Source organism: Pelomonas sp. Root1217 (assembly GCF_001425705.1).
Lineage (GTDB): Bacteria > Pseudomonadota > Gammaproteobacteria > Burkholderiales > Burkholderiaceae_C > Pelomonas.
This window is the reverse complement of record NZ_LMDC01000001.1, coordinates 1,575,727-1,598,207: the sequence shown is the minus strand read 5'-3', so window position 1 is coordinate 1,598,207 and position 22,481 is coordinate 1,575,727. Positions and strand designations below refer to the sequence as shown.

Below are 22,481 nucleotides of genomic sequence, written 5' to 3'. Positions count from 1 at the left end.
GCAGCCTTCTTGGCCGGAGCGGCCTTCTTGGCGGGCGCAGCCTTCTTGGCCGGAGCGGCCTTCCTGGCGGGCGCAGCCTTCTTGGCCGGAGCGGCCTTCTTGGCGGGTGCAGCCTTCTTGGCCGGAGCGGCCTTCTTCGCTGCGGCCTTAGCCGGGGTCTTTGCAGTTGCCATGGTTTTCTCCTTGATCAAGTGGAAAAGTCACCGTCCCGCACGGACCGGTCCGTGCGGGTACGGTTATTCACCGCCCGAGAGTCGCCCAGGAGGAGCGCCTCGATACGGTGAATGGGATCGCCATGCAGCCCCGCCACGTCTAGCGTGTTGATGCGGGTTTCGCTCGGTGACTGCATTGGCCAGGTCTTGATCTTGTGATGGCTAGGACTTCAGTCCCAGCTCAGTGCCCCACCTGATTGGTACTCGATGACGCGGGTCTCGAAGAAGTTGCGTTCCTTCTTCAAGTCGATCATCTCGCTCATCCAGGGGAAGGGATTTTCTTCGTTGGGGAACAAGGCTTCGAGGCCTATCTGCACCGCGCGACGATTCGCGATGAAGCGCAGATAACCCTTGAACATCGAGGCATTGAGGCCCAGCACGCCGCGCGGCATGGTGTCCTCGGCGTAGCGGTATTCCAGTTCGACGGCCTTGAGGAACAGCGCCTTGATTTCGGCCTTGAATTCGGCCGTCCAAAGGTGCGGGTTCTCGAGTTTGATCTGGTTGATCAGGTCGATGCCGAAGTTGCAGTGCATCGACTCGTCGCGAAGGATGTACTGGTACTGCTCGGCCGCGCCCGTCATCTTGTTCTGGCGGCCCATCGCCAGGATCTGCGTGAAGCCGACGTAGAAGAACATGCCTTCCATCAGGCAGGCGAAGACGATCAGGCTCTTCAGCAGCGTCTGGTCGGTCTCGGGCGTGCCGGTGTGGAAATGCGGGTCCATGATCGCGCCGATGAAGGGGATCAGGAACTCGTCCTTGTCGCGGATGGACTGGACTTCGTTGTAGGCGTTGAAGATCTCACTCTCGTCCAGGCCGAGCGACTCGACGATGTACTGGTAGGCGTGCGTGTGGATCGCCTCTTCGAACGCCTGGCGCAGCAGGAACTGGCGGGCTTCGGGCGCCGTGATGTGGCGGTAGGTGCCCAGCACGATGTTGTTGGCGGCCAGCGAATCTGCAGTGACGAAGAAGCCGAGGTTGCGCTTGATGATGCGGCGCTCGTCTTCGGTCAGGCCGTTGGGATCCTTCCAGAGCGCGATGTCGCGGCTCATGTTCACTTCCTGCGGCATCCAGTGATTGGCGCAGGTGGCGAGGTACTTCTCCCAGGCCCACTTGTACTTGAACGGCACCAATTGGTTGACGTCGGTCTGGCCGTTGATGATGCGCTTGTCGGCAGCCTTCACGCGACGCGCGGTGGTCGGTTCGCCGGACAACTTTGGAGCGGGTGAGGAAGCGAGAGCAACTTCAGGCATCAGGGGTGCCGAAGGCTGTGCCGCGACAGGCTTCGCGGTGTGTGTGTCGGTGGACTTCAGGTCTTCGTCCCAATCCAGCATGGTGTGCTTCCTATCACTTCGAATTATCGGCAGTGCTTGTGCAAATCAACAAGAACTAGCTACAGCTATTTGCATCGTTCGCGCAAAGTTTGTTGCGCGTGGGCATCGAAAACATGAAGCGCGAACTTGTCTATACAAGCTCGCGCCCTGCTTCATTACTGGCAAGCCTCGCAACCTGGGTCGTCGATGGCGCAGAACTTCATGTCGGTGGCCGGCAGTTCCGGCTCGACGGACGTCACCGGCGCAGCCGATGCAGCCATCACCGGCGCAGCACCCGACGACACCGAGTTGAGCTGGCCCGAGCGCGTCACCGTACTCTTCTCGGCCTGCGTCGCGCTGGTCGTGCGCAGGTAGTAGGTCGTCTTCAGGCCGCGCTGCCACGCGAGCTTGTAGGTCTCGTCGAGCTTCTTGCCCGAGGCGCCGGCCATGTAGATGTTCAGGCTCTGCGCCTGGTCGATCCACTTCTGGCGGCGAGCACCGGCCTCGATCAGCCACACGGTGTCGACTTCAAAGGCCGTCGCGTACAGGGCCTTGATCTCCTCGGGCACGCGGTCGATGCGGCGCAGCGAGCCGTCGAAGTGCTTGAGGTCCATGACCATCACGTCGTCCCACAGGCCCAATGCCTTCAGGTCGCGCACCAGCGATTCGTTGATGACGGTGAACTCGCCGGACAGATTGGACTTGACCGACAGGTTGCCGAAGCAGGGCTCGATCGAGGCGTCCACGCCGATGATGTTGGAGATGGTCGCCGTCGGCGCGATCGCCACACAGTTGCTGTTGCGCATGCCGAAGGTGGCGATGCGGCCACGCAGTGCGTCCCAGTCCATCGTGGTCGAGCGGTCGACGTCGACATAGCCGCCGCGGGCTTCGGCCAGCAGGTCCAGCGAGTCGATCGGCAGGATGCCGCGGTCCCACAGCGAGCCTTTGTAAGTGGAGTAGCGGCCGCGTTCCTCGGCCAGTTCGGTCGACGCCCAGTAGGCGTGATAGCAGACAGCTTCCATCGAGCGGTCGGCGAAGTCGACGGCAGCCTGCGAGGCGTAAGGCTTGCGCAGCTGGTAGAGCGCGTCCTGGAAGCCCATAAGCCCCAAGCCGACCGGGCGGTGACGCAGGTTGGAGTCACGCGCCTTCTTGACGGCGTAGTAGTTGATGTCGATGACGTTGTCGAGCATGCGCATCGCGGTGCGCACCGTCTTCTTCAGCTTGGCCTGGTCGATCTGGCCATCCTTGATGTGCTGGGCCAGGTTGACGGAGCCGAGGTTGCAGACGGCGATTTCGCTGTCGTTGGTGTTCAGCGTGATCTCGGTGCATAGGTTGGACGAGTGCACGACGCCGACATGCTGCTGCGGGCTGCGCACATTGCAGGCGTCCTTGAACGTGATCCAGGGGTGGCCCGTCTCGAACAGCATCGACAGCATCTTGCGCCACAGGTCCTTGGCCGGCATGCGCTTGAAGAGCTTGATCTCGCCGCGGTCGGCCTTGCGCTCGTAGCCAACGTAGGCCTCTTCGAAAGCCTTGCCGAACAGGTCGTGCAGGTCCGGGCAGGTGGACGGGCTGAACAGTGTCCAGTCACCGCCTTCGAGCACACGGCGCATGAACAGGTCGGGAATCCAGTTCGCCGTGTTCATGTCGTGAGTGCGGCGGCGGTCGTCGCCGGTGTTCTTGCGCAGGTCCAGGAACTCCTCGATGTCGAGGTGCCAGGTTTCCAGATAGGCGCAGACGGCGCCCTTGCGCTTGCCGCCCTGGTTCACGGCCACGGCCGTGTCGTTGACGACCTTCAGGAAGGGCACGACGCCCTGGCTCTTGCCGTTGGTGCCCTTGATGTGCGAGCCCAGCGCCCGCACCGGCGTCCAGTCATTGCCCAGGCCGCCGGCGAATTTGCTCAGCAGCGCGTTCTCTTTCAGCGCCTCGTAGATGCCGTCGAGATCGTCGCTGACGGTCGTCAGGTAGCAGCTCGACAGCTGCGAGCGGCGCGTGCCGGCGTTGAACAGCGTCGGCGTGCTGGACATGAAGTCGAAGCTCGACAGCACTTCATAGAACTCGATAGCGCGTGCTTCGCGGTCAATCTCGCCCAGCGCCAGGCCCATGGCCACGCGCATGAAGAAGGCCTGAGGCAGCTCGATGCGCTGCTCTTCGATGTGCAGGAAGTAGCGGTCGTACAGGGTCTGCAGGCCGAGGTAGTCGAACTGCAGGTCACGCTCGGGCTTGAGCGCCGCACCCAGCCTGGCCAGGTCGTACTGCTGCAGCTTCTCGTCCAGCAGCTCGGCCTTCACGCCCTTCTTGATATAGCCGGGGAAGTACTCGGCATAGCGCTGCGTCATCTCGCCCTGCAGCACCTCGCCGCCGAGGATCTCGCGGCGGATCGTGTGCAGCAGCAGGCGCGCGGTGGCGCGGCTGTAGCCCGGGTCCTTCTCGATCAGCGTGCGCGCGGCCAGGATGGCGGCCTTGTAGACCTCATCGATGGCGACGCCGTCGTACAGATTGCGCTGGGTCTCGGCCAGCACCGGATCGGGCTTGACGTCGGCACCGAGGTTTTCGCAGGCCGACACGATCAGGCCCTTGAGCGCACCGAGGTCCAGCGGGCGGCGCTCGCCGCGGTCCACCACCATCACCACCGGTTCGGCGGCGCGCGTGGCCTCACCCTGCGCGGCCCGCTCCTGCGTGCGGCGCTCGCGGTACAGCACATAGGCGCGGGCGACTTCGTGGTTGCTGCTGCGCATCAGGCCCAGCTCGACCTGGTCCTGCACATCTTCAATATGAAAGGTTCCGCCGCTCGGACGCGAGCGCAGCAGCGCACGCACGACGTTCTGGGTCACCTGCTCCACCGTCTCGCGCACGCTGGCCGAAGCGGCACCGCTGGTGCCGTGCACGGCCAGGAAGGCTTTCATCAGCGCGACGGCGATCTTGCTCGGCTCGAACGAGACCACGGCGCCGTTGCGGCGAATGATCTGGTAGGCCTGGTAGCTCGACGGCGTCAAAGCGATGGGGGCGGTGGCGTTGGATCCAAACGCGACCGGGGACTGCGACGACGGCGAGGCGGAGGTGGCCTGGCCCGTGGCGGCTTCATGCAGCATGAGGGGATCCTTTATCGAGAAATGACGGGCCAATGCGCGGCATCAACCCGGAGGCCGGGCCAGCGCATCGTGCGGTGCTTCAATGGGGTATTTCGTCCCTGCCGCTCCATTGCCAGGCCGGCGTTTCGGCTTGGTCCCCGGGCGCTTTGCTGCCGTGGCCAAGCCACTGCAAACAGCGAATCCGAGGGGATGGTCATGGGGTCGACTGGCTCAGCAGGATATCACGAAGGAACACTATATCTATGGCCCCCGCCGTCCTCAAGCACTACCGCTAGTGTCAAACCCTGGCCGCGATTTCTCTGGACAAATGCCCTGCGCGCGCCTTTGGCCGATCAGATCGGGGCTTGCAACCGGCAACCCGCATCAACACTGGGCTGGCGGGCCGAAGCGGGCCGCAAGGCCGCGCCAGCGCTGCGTCCGAGCAAGCGCTCTATAGCCTCGCCGCAGATTCAAGCAGGGCAAATCCCGAGAAGGTTTTTCTTTCAGCTGTCACCAGCCGAGATCGCCAGCCGCGCCATGCGGTAGCGGATCTGGCGCAGCGACAGCCCGAGGCTGGCTGCCGCGGCCGTGCGGTTGAAGCGGTGCAGCTCAAGCGCTCGAAGCAGAATGGCGCGCTCAACCTCGTCCAGATAGCGCGCCAGGTCCGACGGCAGCTCCTCGGGCAGGGACACGCCTTCGGCCACCGGCGCCGCCTCCATAGGAACGGCCAGCGCGGCGAACTGCGATTCGCTGCGGTCCTCGTCCAGCAGCGTGTCGGGCAGGCCAAGATCGTCGGCGTCGATCCACTCGCCGCCCGCCAGCGCCAGCGCGCGGTGGAGCAGGTTCTCAAGCTCGCGCACATTGCCAGGAAAGGCATAGCGCGACAGCGTCTGCAAGGCACCCGCCGTCAACCGCGGCGCTGGCGACACGCCCGCGTCCTGGGCAATGCGCGTCAGCACCCGGGTGCTGATCAGGCCGAGATCCTCCAGTCGCTCGCGCAGCGGCGGCACGCGGATCTGGATGACGTTGAGGCGGTAGAACAGATCCTGGCGGAAGCGACCCGCCGCCACCTCGGCGGACAGGTCCTTGTGCGTCGCGCTGAGGATGCGCACATTGATTGGCGTCTCGGCGGTGGCACCAACCGGCCGCACCGAACGCTCTTGAATGACGCGCAGCAGCTTGCTCTGCATGGCCAGCGGCAGGTCGCCGATCTCGTCCAGGAAGAGCGTGCCGCCGTCCGCCGCCTGGAAGAAGCCCTCGCGGTCCTCGTTGGCCCCGGTGAACGCGCCCTTGCGGTAGCCGAAGAACTCGGCCTCCAGCAGGTTCTCGGGAATGGCGCCGCAGTTGACGGCGATGAAGCCCTGCCCGGCGCGCACGCCGTGGTCGTGGATGGCCCGCGCCACCAGTTCCTTGCCGGTCCCGGATTCACCTTGCACCAGCACCGGCGCCATGCTGCGCGCCACCTTGTCGATCAGCGAGCGAACCGCGCGGATGGCCGGCGATTCCCCCACCAAGCGCAACGCCGACGCCGGCGTTGCCACGCTTTTTTCTTGCGCCGCCGGCGCGGGATCGGGCGTCACTCGGCCCAGCGCCGAACCGACGACGAGGCGGAACTGACGCAGATCCACCGGCTTGGTCAGGTAGTCATAGGCGCCGGCCTTCAAGGCTTCCACGGCGTTCTCTGCCGAACCGAAGGCCGTGATGACGATGGCCTTCTCGGGCCGGCCAGCTTGCTCCAGCCAGCGCAGCAGCGCCAGGCCGGAACCATCGGGCAGCTTCATGTCGGTGATGACGGCACTGTAGGTCTGAGCCTGCAGATGCGCCAGCGCCTCGGCCACCGTGCCGGCGCTGTCGATCTCATAACCTTCACGCAGCAGCGTCAGCTCGTAGAGCGTGCGCAGATCAGGCTCGTCGTCGACGACCAGCAGGCGTGGGAGCGTGGCAGTAGTCATGCAGAAGGCGCAGATGAGGGTGTGCGCAGTCGAACACAGAACTCGTTGGCCGCCGCGTCGGTGGCGCGGCGGTAGTCGATGCGGGCGCCATGGCGCTCGCACAGTTCACGGCAAATGTAGAGGCCCAGGCCCGAACCGCGGCTGCGTGTGGAGAAGAATGGCTCGAACAGATGGCGCTCGATCTCATGCGGCACCGGCGCACCCGCGCTGCGCACGACGAGGTCCAGCGCATCGCCGTGGCGGTCCAGCGTCGCCTGGATCGCGCCCGCGCCGGGCTCGGCATGGCGGTGCGCGTTGTCCAGCAGGTTGACGAGAACGCGGCGCAGATGCTCGGCATCGAACAGGCCCATCAGGCCCCGCGCGCCGATGTGCAGCCGGAAGCGGCTCTGGGCACCGGGCTCGACGCCGTTGACCTGGACCCAGTCATCGCAGGTCTCCTGGACCAGCGCGCTGACGTCCAGCGGCTGTGTGTCGGGCTGCATGCCGGGCGCCAGCTCGCTGACGTCGTCGACCAGGCGCTTGAGCCGCTGCACATTGGAGGCCACCATCTTGGTCAGCTGCTCGGCGCGCCCGCCGGTGACGTCCTCGGCCAGCAGCGCATTCGCCTGGGCGATCGCCGCAAGCGGATTGCGAATCTCGTGAGCGATGCCGGCCGACACCCGGCCCATGGCAGCCAGCTTCTCCTGGCGGGTGCGCGCCAGCAGCTCGCGGTTGTCCTCCACGAACAGCACGCACAGCTCCTCGCTGCCCTCGCGCTGGCGTGTGAAGCGCAGGCGCAGGCGCAGGCTGCGCGCGGCGCCGCTGTCCAGCGCCAGCGCCACGTCGACTTCGGCCCCACCCTCGCCTGCGCTGCCGCCATAGGCTCGCTCCAACGCGAGCACCAGGGGCTGCCAGTCGGCGCGCCCGCGCAACTGCCAACTCAATTCGCCGCTGGCGGCGCCCAGCAGGCCGCGCGCTGCGGGGTTCATCGCGCGGACGCGGCCACGCCGGTCGACGACAAGCACACCCTCCTGCATCTCATCGATGACCAGGCGGTTCAGCAGCTCCTGCTGGCGGGCGAGCGCGAGGCTGCCGCGTGCGGCCTTCTCCTCGCGGGCGAGCCGCGCGCTGAGCTCGCCGGCGAGCAGGCTCACGGCGAACAGGCCGCTGCCCACCAGGCCGGCCTGCGTCGTCTTCAAGCCCACGTCAAGACCAGCCAGCAGCGACCAGGCCGCCGCACCGAGCAGGCCCAGCGTTGCCATCGCCGCTGTGGCCAGGGCCAGCATGCGCGGGCTCAGCACGGCCGCCATCAACACCGGCATGACGAAGAGCGCGCCGTAGTTCACCCCACTCGGGTCCAGCGCATGCAGCACGCCGAACAGGATCAGGTCCACGCCGATGGCACCCCACCAATGCGGGCTGCTTATGCGCGCCAGGCTGCGCGCCGAGGCGCCGCGCCGCAGCTGCGGCATCAGCCACAGGGCCAGGGCCGCCACGGCATAGGACAGGCTCAGGGCCAGCGTCGAGCGCGCCGGCGTCGTGCCGAGAACGACGGAGATCAGCTGGGCCATCACCAGGGCCAGGCCCAGGGCGGCACGCGCCGACAGGAAGGCGCGGTAAAGGCGCTCGAACGAGGCGCTAGCCTCGGCCGGCGGCTCCGCCGGCGGCTGCTCGACGAACCAGCTGCCGGCGCCGGCCACTGTCAGGCCTGCCCCTCGCGGGCCTCGAAGCTGGTGCGATGAGCCGCGCTGCAGAAAACGCCACCCTTGCCCGGCAGCGCCTCATCGGCGGGCAGGTGCATGCCGCATTCGGCGCAGCGCAGCATGGCTTGCGGCGGCACCGGTGGCGGGGGCTTGCGCGCCTCGGGTTCGCGCGGCCGGCCGCGCTTGATGCCCAGCACAAAGAACAGGCCCGCCAGCAGGGCCAGCAGCAGCAGGTATTTCATGCGCCGCCTCCGTTGACACTCCGCTGCAGGATGACCTCCAGCACGAAGCGCGAGCCGGCATAGGACAACAGCAGCAGGGCCGCGCCGGCATAGAGCCAGCGCGTCGCACGCCGGCCGCGCCAGCCGTAGATGCGCCGCCCGACCAGCAGGCCGGTCAGCACCAGCCAGCCCAGCACGGCAAGCAGGTTCTTGTGGTCCCAGCGCCAATGCGGTGTGAACCACCATCCCAGCAGGATGGCCAGGGACAGCACGCCGACACCCGCAGCCACGAACTGGAAGGTCAGTCGCTCAAGCCGCAGCAGCGGCAGCCCGGCTGGCGTCGACTGCTTGCGGCGCAACTGCCCCTCGGCACGGTTCATCAGCGCCGCATGCAGCACCGCGACGCCAAACAGGCCATAGGACGCCAGGCCCAGCACCCAGTGCAGCGGCGCCCAGGGCGACGCCGCCAGCGGCCGGCTCTCGCCGGGGAAACTCCAGGCCAGCAGCACGGCGGCCGCCGCCAGCCAGGCCAGCACACGGCGCACGCTGTGCAGCGGCAGGAAGCGGCTTTCGATCAGATACACCGTCAGCACCAGCCAGGTCGTCATCGACAGCGCTGGCGCGAAACCGAAGCGCGCTCCCGGCTCGGCCAGGCCGTAGCCACTGATATCTATATAGAGGGCGGCGAACTGGGCCGTCCAGGCCAGGGCCATGGGCGGCACGGAGCGCAGCGGCCGCCGCACGGAGGCGTCGTCGCCGGCGCGCGCACGCAGCAGGCCAACCCAGACATATCCCAGCAGCGCCAGCGCGCTGGCGATGGCCAAGGCCAGCCCGGGCCCGAGGCTTTGGGCGCCGGCGGCGGCGTCTCCAGCATCGGCAAGAAGGGCGGGCGATAAACTCATGGCTGCAGTGTACTTTTGGCCTGCCGCCGTTCTGGCGGTCCAGCCCACCTCCCCACCATGGCATCCAACCTCACCGACCGCCTGAGTCGCCTCGTCAAGACGATGCGCGGGCAGGCCCGCATCACCGAGAGCAATGTGCAGGACATGCTCCGCGAGGTGCGCATGGCCCTGCTGGAGGCTGACGTGGCCCTGCCGGTGGTGCGCGACTTCATTGCGCGCGTGAAGGAGAAGGCCCTCGGCCAGGAGGTCGTCGGCTCACTGAACCCCGGCCAGGTGCTGGTGTCGGTCGTGCACAAGGAACTCGCCGCGACCATGGGCGAAGGCGTGGCCGACATCAACCTCGCCGCCCAGCCGCCCGCGGTCATCCTGATGGCCGGCCTGCAGGGCGCCGGCAAGACGACGACGACGGCCAAGCTGGCCAAGCATCTGATCGAGAAGCGCAAGAAGAAGGTGCTGACAGTCTCGGCCGACGTCTACCGCCCGGCGGCCATCGAGCAATTGAAGACCGTCACGCGCCAGGCTGGCGCGGAGTGGTTCGAGTCCACGCCCGAGCAAAAGCCCCGCGACATCGCGCTGGCCGCGCTGGACTACGCCAAGCGGCACTACATCGACGTGCTGCTCGTCGACACGGCCGGCCGCCTGGCCATCGACGAAGTGCTGATGGCCGAGATCAAGGAACTGCACGCGGTGCTGAACCCGGTCGAGACGCTGTTCGTCGTCGACGCCATGCAGGGCCAGGACGCGGTCAACACCGCCAAGGCCTTCAAGGACGCCCTGCCCCTGACCGGCGTTGTGCTGACCAAGCTCGACGGCGACTCGCGCGGCGGCGCGGCGCTGTCGGTGCGCCAGATCACCGGCGCGCCGATCAAGTTCGCCGGCGTGTCCGAGAAGATCGACGGGCTGGAGGTCTTCGACGCCGACCGCCATGCCGGGCGCGTGCTCGGCATGGGCGACATCGTGGCCCTCGTCGAGCAGGTCACGGCCAACGTCGACATGGCCAGTGCCCAGGCCATGGCCGAGAAGCTCAAGAGCGGCAGTGGCTTCGACCTCAACGACTTCCTGCAGCAGATTGCGCAGATGAAGAAGATGGGCGGCCTGGGCGGCCTGATGGACAAGCTGCCGCAGAACATGATGGGCAACAAGCAGCCCGGCCAGGCCGACATGGACCGCGCCGAGCGCGACATGAAACGCATGGAAGGCATCCTGCGTGCGATGACCGCCAAGGAGCGCTCGCACCCCGCTTTGCTGATGGACGGCAAGAGCAAGGCCAGCCGCAAGCGCCGCATCGCCACCGGCGCTGGCGTGCAGATCCAGGACGTCAACCGCCTGCTGAACCAGTTCGACCAGATGCAGGGGATGATGAAGAAGATGAAGGGCGGCGGCCTCATGAAGATGATGAAGCGCATGGGTGGCATGAAGGGCATGGGCGGCCCCGGCGGGCTGATGGGCTAGGGTCTTCCAGGACGCAAACCTTCGCCGCGCTGTCGCGCGACACAAGTGCTCACACCTGGTCCCAGGCTCAAGGGACAGCGCCACATGGCCAAGCCTTGCCGCGACCGCTAGCGTCGCGCGCATGCTGAATCTCCACCTTCCCCGCGCCGTTGGCGCCTGGCTGAGCAACCTCACCGGACAAGGCGGCACGCCTCGCAAGGACGCGAACGATACGGTCATGCACTGGCCACCCACCGCCGCGCGGGTGCTGGTGAGCGCGGAGCGACATGCCCACAAATGCATCTCGCAAGCCCTGGCACTGGAACACCCGAAAGGCTTTCTGCTGGCCCATGTGCCACTGCACAAGCTGGTGCGGGTGCCCAAGCAGTACTCCTACCGCGAATGGCTGTCGCGCACGGGTTTGCTGACCGTCGACTTCGCGCTGTGCGACGAACACGGCTATGCGCGCTCCGTCGTGCTGCTGCCCGTCGACGACGAGCCTCGCCATTCCAGAAAACGGGATCGCCTGTTGCGTGTGCTGGGCGCCACCGAGCTGGCGGTCACGCCGTGGAACCGGGATTGGCAGAACGAGCCCAGCGACCGACTGCGTGACACGCTGTTCCCCAAGCCGCGCGCATCCGGCTACTACGCCGACACACCGCATGCGAATCATTGAAGCCCCTCGTCCGGTCTCGCCCCGCTGAACGTCGGCGTGGCCAGCCGCCCCCCGCGGGGACGGCGATATGCTTGTCGGATTGACCCGGCAAGCACATCGCCCGAGGCGGGCCTGCTAGGGGCGGCCCGGCGCTCGGCCCGCGGAAGTCACTCCAGCAGTGCGCGAGCGAACTCGCGTGCGCTGAAGGTCTCGAGGTCTTCCAGCTTCTCGCCCACGCCGATGAAATAGACCGGCACCGGCCGCTCGCGTGCGATGGCCGCGAGCACGCCGCCCTTGGCCGTTCCGTCGAGCTTGGTGACGATGAGGCCGGTCAGACCCAGGGCCTCGTCGAACGCCTTGACCTGGTTCAGCGCGTTCTGGCCGGTGTTGCCGTCCACCACCAGCAGCACCTCGTGCGGCGCACCCTCCTGGGCCTTGGTGATGACGCGCTTGATCTTCTTCAGTTCCTCCATCAGGTGGACCTGCGTCGGCAGGCGGCCGGCCGTGTCGGCGATGACGACATCGGCGCCGCGCGCCCGGCCGGCCGTGACGGCGTCGAAGGACACCGCGGCCGGGTCGCCGCCCTCCTGGCTGACAATCTCGACCTTGGCGCGGTCGGCCCACACCCCGAGCTGCTCGCGCGCCGCGGCGCGGAAGGTGTCGGCGGCAGCCAGCAGCACCTTCTGGTCGGCCTCGGCCAGGTGGCGTGTCAGCTTGCCGATGCTGGTCGTCTTGCCGGCGCCGTTGACGCCGACGACCATCATCACGGTGGGTGCGAAACGACCGACTTCCAGGCCCTTCTCCAGCGGCGCGAGCAGTTCGGCCAGCGCATCGATCAGCAACCCGCGCACCACCTGCGGGTCGCCAGCCCTGGCGTCCTTGACGCGACGCTTCAGGTCGTCAAGCAGAAATTGCGTCGCCTTGACGCCGGCGTCGGCCATCAACAGGGCTTCTTCAAGCTCTTCGTAGAGCTGGTCGTCGATCTTGGTGCCGCTGAAGACGCCGGCGATGCTGCCGCCGGTCTTGCGCAGGCCAGCGCGCAGTCGGTCCATCCAGCTCGCGCGGGGCGGCGCGGCAGTCGCCGTGACGGGCGGTGGCGGCGGTGGTGCCGACACGACCAGGGGCGCGGGCCTGGCGACAGGTGCGGGCGCGGGAACCGGCGCTGGTGCACGCGCCGCTTCCGGCGCCGCGACCGGCGCAGCCACAGGTGCAGTCACAGGCGCCGCGGGGGGCGCCGCGACCGGCGCAGCCACAGGTGCAGTCACAGGCGCCGCGGGGGGCGCCGCCACCGGGTCGGGCACAGAGGTTGGCGCACTGACCGGCTTGGTCACCCACCCCTCGGGCAGCAGGATGGGCGCCTCGTCGGCGGGCGCGGGAGGCGGAGGCGCCTTCTTGAAGAAACTGAACATAGGGCGCCATTTTCGCCTGCCCCCGCGACAGGCCCTGGGCAAGCCCTTTCTCGCAAGCGCTTGATTTTTTGGCGGCGACGAACCGGGAGACACTGATCCAGGCTTCCCGCACTCCCGGCCCGCTATGCACGCTGCCCTGCCCTCCGCCTCCCGGTTGATCCCGCTCGCTGCGCTGCTGCTTTGTGCCGTGGCGCGCGGGCAGGACCTGCCGGGACAACAGGGGCCCGCTGTCGTCAACGCCCCGGCGCGGATCGCGGCGCCGGCCGCCAAGGCAGAGCGCAGCTTCGTGATGTCCGCCTTCATGGCGACGTCGCAGGACAAGCTCAGCCTGTTCTCGTCGAACGACGGCATCACCTTCACGTCGCTGGGCTCCGAGGTCTACCAGCCCCCCAAGGGCCTGCTGCGCGACCCGTCCATCATCCGCGCCGCCGACGGTCTCTACTACATCGCCTACACGACGAACTGGTCGGGCTCGACCTTCGGCATCGCGAAGTCAGCGGACCTGAGTACGTGGACGCATGTGGCCGATGTGACGGTCCAGCTGCCCGGTGTCACCAACGTCTGGGCGCCGGAGTGGTTCCGCGACGGCGACGGCGGCTTGAAGCTGGTCATGAGCCTGTCCAAGGGCGGCACGCAGGGGCCGTTCGCCGCGTATTCGATGAAGGCGCTGGACGGCAGCTTCACGAAGTTCTCCGACCCGGCGCCCATGCAGGGGCTGGAGAACAACTTCATCGACACCTTCGTCATCCGGCACGAAGGCCGCTACGTCGCGTTCACGAAGAACGAGACAACCAAGTTCATCGAGCTGGCCACCGCGCCTGCGCTGGACGGCCCCTGGACGATGCAGAAGACCGGCGACTGGGCCGGCTGGGGCGGTCCGTCGGAGGGCCAGGCGCTGGTATCCATCAAGGGTGCCGGTGGCCGCGCCGGCTGGCGCATCTATTTCGACGACTACACGACCAAGCGGTATTGGTATTCCGACAGCTTCGACGGTCTGCAGACCTGGACGCCGAAGCAGGAACTGGGCGGCGTGTCCGGCACCGTGCGGCACTTCACCGTGATCTCGGAAGAGACGGCGCAACTGGAGCGCGCGACCGCGCCCAAGGGCAAGCCCAAGGCGATCGCCTGGGACCGCCACTCGCTGATCATCGACGGCAAGCGCGAAATGATCTTCGCGGGCGAGTTCCACCCCTTTCGCCTGCCGTCGCCCAGCCTGTGGCGCGACGTGCTGCAGAAGATGAAGGCTTCGGGGCTGAACGCCGTGTCGCTCTACTTCAGCTGGGGCTACCACTCGGCCAAGCCGGGCCACTACGACTTCACGGGCGTGCGTAATGTCGAGCGCGCCATCCAGATGGCCGAGGAGGAAGGCCTCTACGTCATCGCCCGCATGGGTCCCTACGTGAACGCCGAGCTGACGGCTGGCGGCTTCCCGGGTTGGCTGCTGCGCCAACGCGCCGAGGCCCGCACCGACGCGGCCGAGTACCAGGCCGCCGCCGACGAATGGATGACGCAGATCAACGCCATCCTGGCCCGCCACCAGATCACCAACGGCGGCGGCACCGTCATCGCCTACCAGCTGGAGAACGAGCTGTTCTCGGTGCAGCCCAAGAACATCCGCCACATGCAGCACCTCGCGGACAAGGCGCGCGCCGACGGCATCACCGTGCCGCTGTTCCACAACGCCGCGTCGCGGCTGCCGGACTGGACGCCCAGGAACTCCACCGCGCCGTTTGCCAACCCTGGTCCGACCGACCTCTACGCCTTCGACGGCTACCCCGGTGGCGTCTGCGGTGTGGATGCCCAACCCGGCACGCCGGCCCCGGTTCCCGATTGGGGCATCTACGGCAAGAACTTCCCCAAGGTCGGCTCGCAGGCCTCGCCCAACACGCCGGGCTTCGTTGCCGAGATCGGCGCGGGCTGGTTCGACTACTGGGGCAGCAACGGCACCTACGAGTGCACCGCCCAGCGCCAGGGCCCGGGCTACCAGCGCGTGTTCTACGGCAGCAGCCTCATCAACGCGCTGACCATCCACTCCATCTACATGGCCTTCGGCGGCACCAGCTGGGGCTGGCAGCCGGGACCGATCGTCTACACAAGCTACGACTACGGCTCGCCGATCAGCGAAGCCCGCGTCATGCGCGACAAGGCGCTGGTGCTCAAGCAGATGGGCGGGTTCGTGCAGGCCGCAACGCCCGTGCTGGCGCAGATGGACAAGGGCGAGCCGCTCGACCCAGGCAACGCCAAGGTCAGGCTGTATCACAACGTCAACAACGCTTTAGGCAGCCATGTGCTGATGGCCCAGCACAACCACCTGTCGGGCACCGAGGCTTTCGGCTTCAAACTGAAGACGCGCGACGGCACCTACCAAGTCCCGCAGGCCGGCAAGCTGACGCTGACGGGCCAGGACGCCAAGATGCTGCTGGCCAGCTACGCGCTGGAGCGCCAGCATCTCGTCTACAGCACCAGCGAGTTGCAGGCGCAGATGCAGCAGGGCGCACGCGACGTCGCCCTCTTCTACGGCCGCAACGGCGACGATGGCGAGACCGTGCTGCGCTTTGCGAACCGGCCCACCGTGAAGCTGCTGCGTGGCCAGGCGCAGGTGCACTGGGACGCCAGCCGCGGCGACCTGCGGCTGAACTACGCGCACACTGGCCTCATCGAAGTGCTGATCGACGGCGGTGGCCGCGCGCCCTTGCTGCTGCTGCTTGCCGACGAGAAGACGGGCCAGGAGTTCTGGCGCCTGAAGGTGGGCGATCGAAGCGTCCTCGTGCGCAGCCCGGGCCTCGTGCGCACTGCCGCCATCGACGGCACGACGCTGCAATTGCGCGGCGACACCACGGCACCGAGCGCGCTGCGGGCCTGGGCACCGGCTGGCATCGCGTCGCTGAGCTTCAACGGCCAGGCCGTTGCGGTCTCGGCGCAGGACTTCAGCCTGACCGCCCGCGCCGCCCTGCCCGGCCCCGATGTGATCAAGCTGCCCGATCTGACGCAGCAGGCCTGGACCCGTCGCTTCGACTCTCTCGAAGCCGCACCGGACTTCGACGACAGCGCCTGGCGCCGGGCCGACGCCAACGCCTCGGCCGCCAATGTCTACACCGCGCCGGACAAGGGCCAGCCGGTGCTGGCGATGAGTGACTACGGTTTCCACCACGGCGACGTCTGGTATCGCGGCCGCTTCACGACTTCTGAGACCAAGCCGATGCAGCTGGAGCTCTTCTTCGGTGGCGGCGGGGCGGGCATGGTCCAGGTCTGGCTGGACGGGCGATTCCTCGGCCAACAGGAGAACGACACCGGCCGGCCCTTCCCCGAGACGACCGACACCTTCAAGCAGTTGCTGAAAAACCTGCCGGCCGGCGAACATGTGCTGGCGGTCGTCGTGCGCAACAACTCCCACAACTGGGACCTGTTCGCCGACGACGCGCACAAGGAGGCCCGCGGCCTCATCGCCGCGTCGATCGCGCCCAAGGGTGGCCAGCGCTTCGCCACCCCCATCGCCTGGAAGATCCAGGGCAACAAGGGCGGCGAGGACATTGCCGACCTGGTGCGCGGCCCGATGAACAACGGCGGCCTGCACGGCGAGCGCATGGGCTGGCATCTGCCTGTCGATGCCGGAAAGCCTCAGCAAGGTTGGGACGCCACGGCGCCGAATGCTGCCCCGCCCGCGCCCGGCACCTACTGGCTGCGCACGACCTTCAAGCTCGACCTGCCTGCCGGCCACGACGTGCAGCTGGGCCTGGCTTTCGGCGACACCAGCAAGCCGCGCTCCGAGGTCGAGAACCGGGCGCTGATCTTCGTCAACGGCTGGAACCTCGGCCAGTTCATCGCCCACATCGGCCCGCAACGCGTCTTCGTGCTGCCGCCCGGCATCCTGAACCCGAACGGCGAGAACACGCTGACGCTGGCTGTCACGACCGATGGCCAGCCGGCCAACGCACTGGAGGCCGTGCGCCTGGTGCCGATGGCCGTGGCCCGCGGCGGCGTACCGTTGGAGCCGGTGCCCCAACCGCGCAACCTGCAGCGCTGAATTCATAAAGAGACAAGACCATGTCCCACCAGATCCTCAAGCCCGTCGACTCCTCGCGCATCCACCCGCTGCTGGCCCACCACACGGCCGGCCTCGGTGCCGACCGCGATGACATCCGCGGCGCCGTCGACCGTCTGATCCACAACCTCGTCAACATCGAAGACACCGACGGGAAATTCCTGCTGCGCCTGGACGATGGCCGCGTGCTGGACACCAAGGGCTGGAACGGCTTCGAGTGGACCCACGGCGTGGGCCTGTACGGCGTCTACAAGGTCTGGGAGCTGACCGGCGACGCCAAGGCCTGGGACATCATGACGAGCTGGTTCGAGGCCCGGTTCGCCGAGGGCATGCCGAGCCGCAACATCAACACGGTGGCGCCCTTCCTGACCCTGGCCTATCTGTTCGACCGCACCGGCGAGCGCCGCTTCCTGCCCTACATCGACCGCTGGGCTGAGTGGGTCTACAGGGACCTGCCGCGCACCGAGGAAGGCGGCTTCCAGCACATCGTCTACAACAGCGTCAATCACCAGCAGCTGTGGGACGACACGCTGATGATGTCGGTGCTGCCGCTGGCGAAGTTCGGGCTGCTGCTGAACCGGCCGCATTACGTCGAGGAGGCCAAGCGGCAGTTCCTCGTGCACATCAAGTACCTGGCCGACCGCAAGACGGGGCTGTGGTTCCACGGCTGGACGTTCGAGGGGCGACACAACTTCGCCAATGCGCTGTGGGCGCGCGGCAACTCGTGGGTGACGATCGTCATTCCGGAGTTCATCGAACTGCTGAACCTGCCCGAAGGAGATGCGTTCCGGCAGTTCCTGGTGTCGACGCTGGAGGCGCAGGTGAAGGCGTTGGCCGGGTGCCAATCGGCGTCGGGTTTGTGGCCGACGTTGCTGGATGACCCGACGTCGTATGACGAGGCGGCGGCTTCGGCGGGCTTCGCATACGGCATCCTGAAGGCGGTGCGCAAGGGCTATTTACCACGGTCGTATGAGGCGGTGGGGTTGAAGGCGGCGCTGGCGGTGCGGTCGAAGATCAACGAGGCGGGTGAGCTGACGCAGGTCAGCTTCGGGACGCCGGTGTTCAACACGCTGCAGGAATACAAGGACATTCCGTTGACGTCGATGCCTTTCGGGCAGGCGATGGCGCTGCTGGCCATGGGTGAGCTGCTCCTCCGTTTCATCTAAGCCATGCAGAAGAACCTTCACCCTGCCGCCAAAGAGCCCAACTGGGTCAACTACTGGGGCTGGGGCAGCGGCGACATGCTCGGCGCCGGCGCCCAGGCCGTCATCACCGGTTGGCTGTTCTATTTCTTCACCACCTTCTGCGGCCTCAGCGCCGTCGAAGCCGGCCTCATCCTCGGTCTGCCGCGCCTGCTCGAAGCCATCACCTGCCCCCTCATCGGCTATGTCTCCGACAACCTGCGCCACACCTGGGTGGGCCGCAGGATCGGCCGGCGCAAGCTCTTCCTGCTCATCACCATCCCGCTGCTGCCCAGCTTCGCGCTGATCTTCCGCACCGGCCACAGCTTCAGCTACTACCTGCTCACCTTCGTCTTCTTCGAGCTGCTGTACACGATGTTTCTCATCCCCTGGGAAACGCTGGCGGCGGAGATGACCAAGGACTACAAGGCCAAGGCCAAGTTCGCCGGCGCGCGCATGATCGTGGCGCAGAGCTCGGCCATCCTGGCCTCCTACCTGCCCACGCTGCTGATCAACCAGTTCGGCGGCAAGGACTCGCCCGACACCTTCTTCTGGATGGCGGCCATCTTCGGCGGCATCTTTTCGCTCGTCGTGACCATCGTCGTGCTGACGACCTGGGAGCGCCCCTACGGCACGCGCGAGCAGGCGGTGCTATCGCAGACCTACGGCGGCGTCACCCTCAAGGCCGCGCTGGCCCTGCCGGTCAAGATGTTCGGCGACCTGTTCTCGACGCTGAAGATCCGCGCCTTCCGCCAGCACCTGTCCATCTACCTGGGCGGCTACCTGTCGCAGGACATCTTCAACACCGCCTTCCCCATCTTTGTCGCCACCGTGCTGATGGGCGCCACCCTCGTCATCTCGCAGCTGATGACGGTCATGTACGTGGCCCAGCTGATCTCGGTGATGGTGGCCATCCAGATCGTCATCCGCACCGGGCCCGTGCTGGCCTACCGGCTGGCCATCACGCTGTTCGGTGCGGCGCTGCTGCTGTACCTGGGCTTCTTCCTCGTGCGGCCCGAGGGCTTCGACGCCGGCTTCAAGGCGCTGGGCACCAACCTCTTCAGCGCGCTGAGCCCCACCAGCGGCAGCCTCGGCCTGGTGTTCTGGACCTTCGTGCCCATCGTGCTGGCCGGCCTGGGCCGCGGCACACTGAACTTCGTGCCCTGGTCGGTCTACAACTACCTACCCGACATTGACGAGGCCGTCACCGGCCAGCGCCGCGAGGGCATCTTCGCCGGCGTGATGACGCTGGTGCGCAAGCTCGCGCAAAGCGCCGCGATCATCGCCAGCGGCTGGATCATCGACCTGGGCGGCTACATCTCGCCCAAGAGCCGCCCCGGCGAGCTCATCGTGCAAAGCCCCGAGGCCATCCAGACCATCACCGGGCTGATGGTCGGCGGGCCGCTGCTGATGATGGCTTTCGGCCTGATCGCCTCCTGGTCCTTCCGCCTCAATGCCAGCACACATGCCGTGCTGGTCAACGAAGTGGAGCGGTTGCGCAACGGGGCCACTGAAGCCCAGACCGATGACAGCCGCCGCATCGTCGAAGACCTGACCGGCTGGCCCTACGACCGCCTCTGGGGCCGCGGCAGCGGTCACGCCACCGACTCCTCGCTGCAACCCCTGCAGGCCCGCCCATGACCGACTTCAGCCGCCGCAACTTCTTCAAGACCGCTTCCCTGCCCCTGGGTCTGACCGGCTTGGCCGGTGCCGCCAGCGCCGCCCCGGCGCCTGCGCCGGCCACCGCCGTCGCCACCGACCTGCTCGCGCTGCGCTGGCTCGACGGCGCCGCCCCGGCGCTACCGTTGGGCGCCACGCTGGGCCTGCCCTGGCCGCGCGGCCAACACAAGAAGGGCCAGGACTTCCACGCGGTCGACGCCCAAGGCCGCCCACTGCCGCTGCAGAGCTGGCCGCTGGCCTGGTGGCCCGATGGCTCGCTGAAGTGGACGGCGCATGCGCTGCCGGCCGGCGTCGATGCGGGCGCCACGCCCAGCATCCGACCCGGCAAGGGCGCTGCGGCCGCTGGCGCCAAGGTCACCGTCAGTGAACAGACGGACTTCGTCGAAGTCGACACGGGCGTCATCCGCTGCAGACTGCCACGTCAGGGCGCCAAGCTCATCGCCGGCATCGAGCGCGAAGGCCGCGAGGTGATGGGCGCCTGCACCCTCGTCGCGCAGACGGACGACAAGCCGGATGCGTTGCAAGGTCCGGTGACGCAAACAGCTTTCGAGAGCCGTACGACCAAGCTGACCGTCGAGCAGAGCGGTCCGGTGCGCGCCGTCATCAAGGTCGACGGCCGGCACCGCAGCGCCGCCGGCCGCGAGTGGCTGCCGTTCTCGGTGCGCTTCTATTTCTACGCCGGCGCCGAGTCGCTGCGCGTGATGCACACCTTCGTCTTCGATGGCGACGACCAGAAGGATTTCCTGCGCGGCATCGGCCTGCGCTTCGCGGTGCCGCTGCGCGACGAGCTCTACAACCGCCACGTGCGCTTAGCCGGTGAGGCCGGCGGCCTGTGGGCCGAGAGTGTGCGCAACCTGACCGGCCTGCGCCGGGACCCGGGCGCCGCCGTGCGCGAGGCCCAGCTCGCCGGTCGCGCGACGCCGCCGCTGGCGCAATGGGGCAAGCAGGTGCGCGAGCTGCAGCACCGCATTCCCGCCTGGGGCGACTACAGCTTGAGCCAGCTCAGTGCCGACGGCTTCCAGATCAAGAAGCGCACCAAACCCGGCCACGGCTGGATCCCCGCCGCTTTCGGCAAGCGCGCGCCGGGCGCGGGCTATATCGGCGGCGCCACCGGCGGCGTGGCCTTCGGCCTGCGCGACTTCTGGCAGCGCCATCCGACCCAGCTGGACATCCGCAACGCCCTGACCGATGCGGCCGAGGTCACCGTCTGGATGCACTCGCCCGAGGCGCCGGCCATGGACCTGCGCTTCTATCACGATGGCCTGGGCATGGAGACCCACGAGCAGGAGCTCGAAGGCCTGGAGATGACCTACGAGGACTACGAGAAGGGCTTCGGCACGCCGGTGGGCATCGCACGCAGCAGCGAGATCACGCTGTGGGCACTGGCCGCCACGCCCACGCGCGAACGCCTGGTGCAGATGGCCGCCGCCGTGCAGGCGCCGCCGCAGCTGGCCGCATCACCGCAGCGTTATCTGGCGGCCGGCGTGTTCGGCAAGCTGTGGAGCCTTCCCGACCGCAGCACGCCGGCGCGTCAGAAGATCGAGGACAAGCTGGACTTCCTGTTCGACTTCTACAAGAAGGAGGTCGAGCAGCGCCATTGGTACGGCTTCTGGGACTACGGCGACATCCGCCACACCTACGACAGCGACCGCCACGAATGGCGCTACGACGTCGGCGGCTTCGCCTGGGACAACTCGGAGCTGTCACCCGACCTGTGGCTCTGGTACGCCTACTTGCGCAGCGGCCGGGCCGACATCTTCCGCTTCGCCGAGGCCATGGTGCGCCACACCAGCGAGGTCGACATCTATCACGCCGGCCGCTTCCAGGGCCTGGGCACCCGGCACAACGTGCAGCACTGGGGCTGCAGCGCCAAGCAGGCGCGCATCTCCACGTCGGCCTACCGGCGCTTCTACTACTACCTGACGGCCGACGAACGCATCGGCGACGTCATGCGCGAGGTGCTCAACGCCGACACCAAGATGGACGAGGTCGATCCGGTGCGCAAGATCGCCGGGCGCGTCGACAAAGGCCCCTGGCCGGCGCGGATCGGCTTCGGCACCGACTGGGGCTCCGTCGTCGCGAATGTGCTGACCGAATGGGAGCGCACCGGCGACGTGCGCTGGCGCAACAAGCTGCTGCGCGGCATGAAGGGCATCGCCGCCATGCCGCATGGCTTCTTCACCGGCAGCGGCGGCTATGAACCCACCGGCCCCAACGAAGGCGCCTTCCACAACGTCAGCGGCGACAAGCTCAGCGCCAGCCACCTGAGCGCCGTCTTCGGTGCCGTGGAGATGATGGCCGAATTGGTGGAGCTGATCGACGTGCCCGAGTTCAAGCAGGCTTGGCTGCAGTACTGCGAGCTCTACAACGCACCGCGGGACCAGCAGGTCAAGGCGCTGGGCGCGCCTCATGGCGGCGGCACGGTGCTCAGCGTGGGCCATTCGCGGCTATCCGCCTACGCAGCAAAACAGAAGCAGGACCAGGCCCTGGCCCAGCGCGCCTGGCGCGAGTTCTGGGCCGACGACCCGCGCGGCCACAAGACGCTGAAGACGACGCGCATCGCCGGCCCGCTGGCGTTGAACCCGGTGGACGAAGCCCCCTGGATCAGCACCAATGACACCGCGCAGTGGGGGCTGGCCGCCATCCAGAACCTGGCCCTGATCGGCGATCAACTGACGGACTGACATGCGTGCAATGAACACTGCCACAGAGGCACGGAGACACAGAGGCGTA

13 protein-coding genes are annotated in these 22,481 nt (G+C 67.4%); 6 read left to right on the top strand and 7 right to left on the bottom strand.

Going from position 1 to position 22,481, the window contains the following annotated elements:
- Positions 1-382 precede the first annotated feature (382 nt).
- The 6 genes from ASC95_RS07150 to ASC95_RS07125 form a co-directional block, all read right to left on the bottom strand.
- Positions 383-1,543 carry a ribonucleotide-diphosphate reductase subunit beta gene (locus tag ASC95_RS07150; RefSeq protein ID WP_057296984.1) on the bottom strand — a complete coding sequence of 387 codons (1,161 nt, stop codon included), beginning with the start codon at positions 1,541-1,543 and terminating at the stop codon, positions 383-385.
- Between the two features lie 155 nt (positions 1,544-1,698).
- Positions 1,699-4,614, bottom strand: coding sequence for a ribonucleoside-diphosphate reductase subunit alpha (locus ASC95_RS07145; RefSeq protein ID WP_057296983.1), 2,916 nt, complete (start codon positions 4,612-4,614; stop codon positions 1,699-1,701).
- Positions 4,615-5,096: 482 nt separating this feature from the next.
- Positions 5,097-6,545: a sigma-54 dependent transcriptional regulator gene (locus ASC95_RS07140; protein WP_057296982.1), complete on the bottom strand. Its 1,449-nt coding sequence runs from the start codon at positions 6,543-6,545 to the stop codon at positions 5,097-5,099.
- Positions 6,542-8,224 (bottom strand): PAS domain-containing sensor histidine kinase, encoded by a 1,683-nt coding sequence (locus ASC95_RS07135; protein ID WP_057296981.1) that lies wholly within the window; start codon positions 8,222-8,224, stop codon positions 6,542-6,544. Before ASC95_RS07135 ends, ASC95_RS07140 begins: the two co-directional genes overlap by 4 nt.
- Positions 8,225-8,226: 2 nt before the next feature.
- A complete protein-coding gene (locus tag ASC95_RS07130) occupies positions 8,227-8,469 on the bottom strand; it encodes a PP0621 family protein (RefSeq protein WP_057296980.1) in 243 nt (80 codons plus the stop codon).
- A complete protein-coding gene (locus ASC95_RS07125) occupies positions 8,466-9,350 on the bottom strand; it encodes an inner membrane protein YpjD (RefSeq protein ID WP_057296979.1) in 885 nt (294 codons plus the stop codon). The genes ASC95_RS07130 and ASC95_RS07125 overlap by 4 nt, the downstream gene beginning before the upstream one ends.
- Positions 9,351-9,407: 57 nt before the next feature.
- Between ASC95_RS07125 and ffh the strand changes: the two genes are divergently transcribed.
- Together ffh and ASC95_RS07115 are read left to right on the top strand one after the other, a co-directional pair.
- Entirely contained in the window at positions 9,408-10,802 is a 1,395-nt protein-coding gene (gene ffh, locus ASC95_RS07120; protein ID WP_057296978.1) for a signal recognition particle protein, read from the top strand.
- Positions 10,803-10,923: 121 nt separating this feature from the next.
- On the top strand, positions 10,924-11,457 hold the full coding sequence (locus ASC95_RS07115) for a hypothetical protein (protein WP_057296977.1): 534 nt from the start codon (positions 10,924-10,926) through the stop codon (positions 11,455-11,457).
- A gap of 146 nt (positions 11,458-11,603) precedes the next feature.
- Here ASC95_RS07115 and ftsY read toward each other — a convergent pair whose 3' ends face one another.
- Positions 11,604-12,845: a signal recognition particle-docking protein FtsY gene (gene ftsY / locus ASC95_RS07110; RefSeq protein ID WP_057296976.1), complete on the bottom strand. Its 1,242-nt coding sequence runs from the start codon at positions 12,843-12,845 to the stop codon at positions 11,604-11,606.
- Between the two features lie 124 nt (positions 12,846-12,969).
- Between ftsY and ASC95_RS07105 the strand changes: the two genes are divergently transcribed.
- The 4 genes from ASC95_RS07105 to ASC95_RS07090 are packed head-to-tail and all read left to right on the top strand — an operon-like array spanning position 12,970 to position 22,432.
- A complete protein-coding gene (locus ASC95_RS07105; RefSeq protein WP_082567530.1) occupies positions 12,970-16,869 on the top strand; it encodes a beta-galactosidase in 3,900 nt (1,299 codons plus the stop codon).
- Positions 16,870-16,889: 20 nt separating this feature from the next.
- Positions 16,890-18,053 (top strand): glycoside hydrolase family 105 protein, encoded by a 1,164-nt coding sequence (locus tag ASC95_RS07100; protein WP_082567529.1) that lies wholly within the window; start codon positions 16,890-16,892, stop codon positions 18,051-18,053.
- A gap of 3 nt (positions 18,054-18,056) precedes the next feature.
- Positions 18,057-19,709 (top strand): MFS transporter, encoded by a 1,653-nt coding sequence (locus ASC95_RS07095; protein ID WP_057296975.1) that lies wholly within the window; start codon positions 18,057-18,059, stop codon positions 19,707-19,709.
- Complete coding sequence (locus ASC95_RS07090; RefSeq protein ID WP_057296974.1) at positions 19,706-22,432, top strand: hypothetical protein; 2,727 nt, start codon at positions 19,706-19,708, stop codon at positions 22,430-22,432. The genes ASC95_RS07095 and ASC95_RS07090 overlap by 4 nt, the downstream gene beginning before the upstream one ends.
- The last annotated feature ends 49 nt before the right edge of the window (positions 22,433-22,481 follow it).

What these genes read in the sequence shown, in the direction of transcription:
- ASC95_RS07150 (WP_057296984.1), bottom strand. Translation starts at nt 1,543, where the DNA reads ATGCTGGATTGGGACGAAGACCTGAAGTCCACCGACACACACACCGCG.
- ASC95_RS07145 (WP_057296983.1), bottom strand. Translation starts at nt 4,614, where the DNA reads ATGCTGCATGAAGCCGCCACGGGCCAGGCCACCTCCGCCTCGCCGTCG.
- ASC95_RS07140 (WP_057296982.1), bottom strand. Translation starts at nt 6,545, where the DNA reads ATGACTACTGCCACGCTCCCACGCCTGCTGGTCGTCGACGACGAGCCT.
- ASC95_RS07130 (WP_057296980.1), bottom strand. Translation starts at nt 8,469, where the DNA reads ATGAAATACCTGCTGCTGCTGGCCCTGCTGGCGGGCCTGTTCTTTGTG.
- ASC95_RS07125 (WP_057296979.1), bottom strand. Translation starts at nt 9,350, where the DNA reads ATGAGTTTATCGCCCGCCCTTCTTGCCGATGCTGGAGACGCCGCCGCC.
- ffh (WP_057296978.1), top strand. Translation starts at nt 9,408, where the DNA reads ATGGCATCCAACCTCACCGACCGCCTGAGTCGCCTCGTCAAGACGATG.
- ASC95_RS07115 (WP_057296977.1), top strand. Translation starts at nt 10,924, where the DNA reads ATGCTGAATCTCCACCTTCCCCGCGCCGTTGGCGCCTGGCTGAGCAAC.
- ftsY (WP_057296976.1), bottom strand. Translation starts at nt 12,845, where the DNA reads ATGTTCAGTTTCTTCAAGAAGGCGCCTCCGCCTCCCGCGCCCGCCGAC.
- ASC95_RS07105 (WP_082567530.1), top strand. Translation starts at nt 12,970, where the DNA reads ATGCACGCTGCCCTGCCCTCCGCCTCCCGGTTGATCCCGCTCGCTGCG.
- ASC95_RS07100 (WP_082567529.1), top strand. Translation starts at nt 16,890, where the DNA reads ATGTCCCACCAGATCCTCAAGCCCGTCGACTCCTCGCGCATCCACCCG.
- ASC95_RS07095 (WP_057296975.1), top strand. Translation starts at nt 18,057, where the DNA reads ATGCAGAAGAACCTTCACCCTGCCGCCAAAGAGCCCAACTGGGTCAAC.
- ASC95_RS07090 (WP_057296974.1), top strand. Translation starts at nt 19,706, where the DNA reads ATGACCGACTTCAGCCGCCGCAACTTCTTCAAGACCGCTTCCCTGCCC.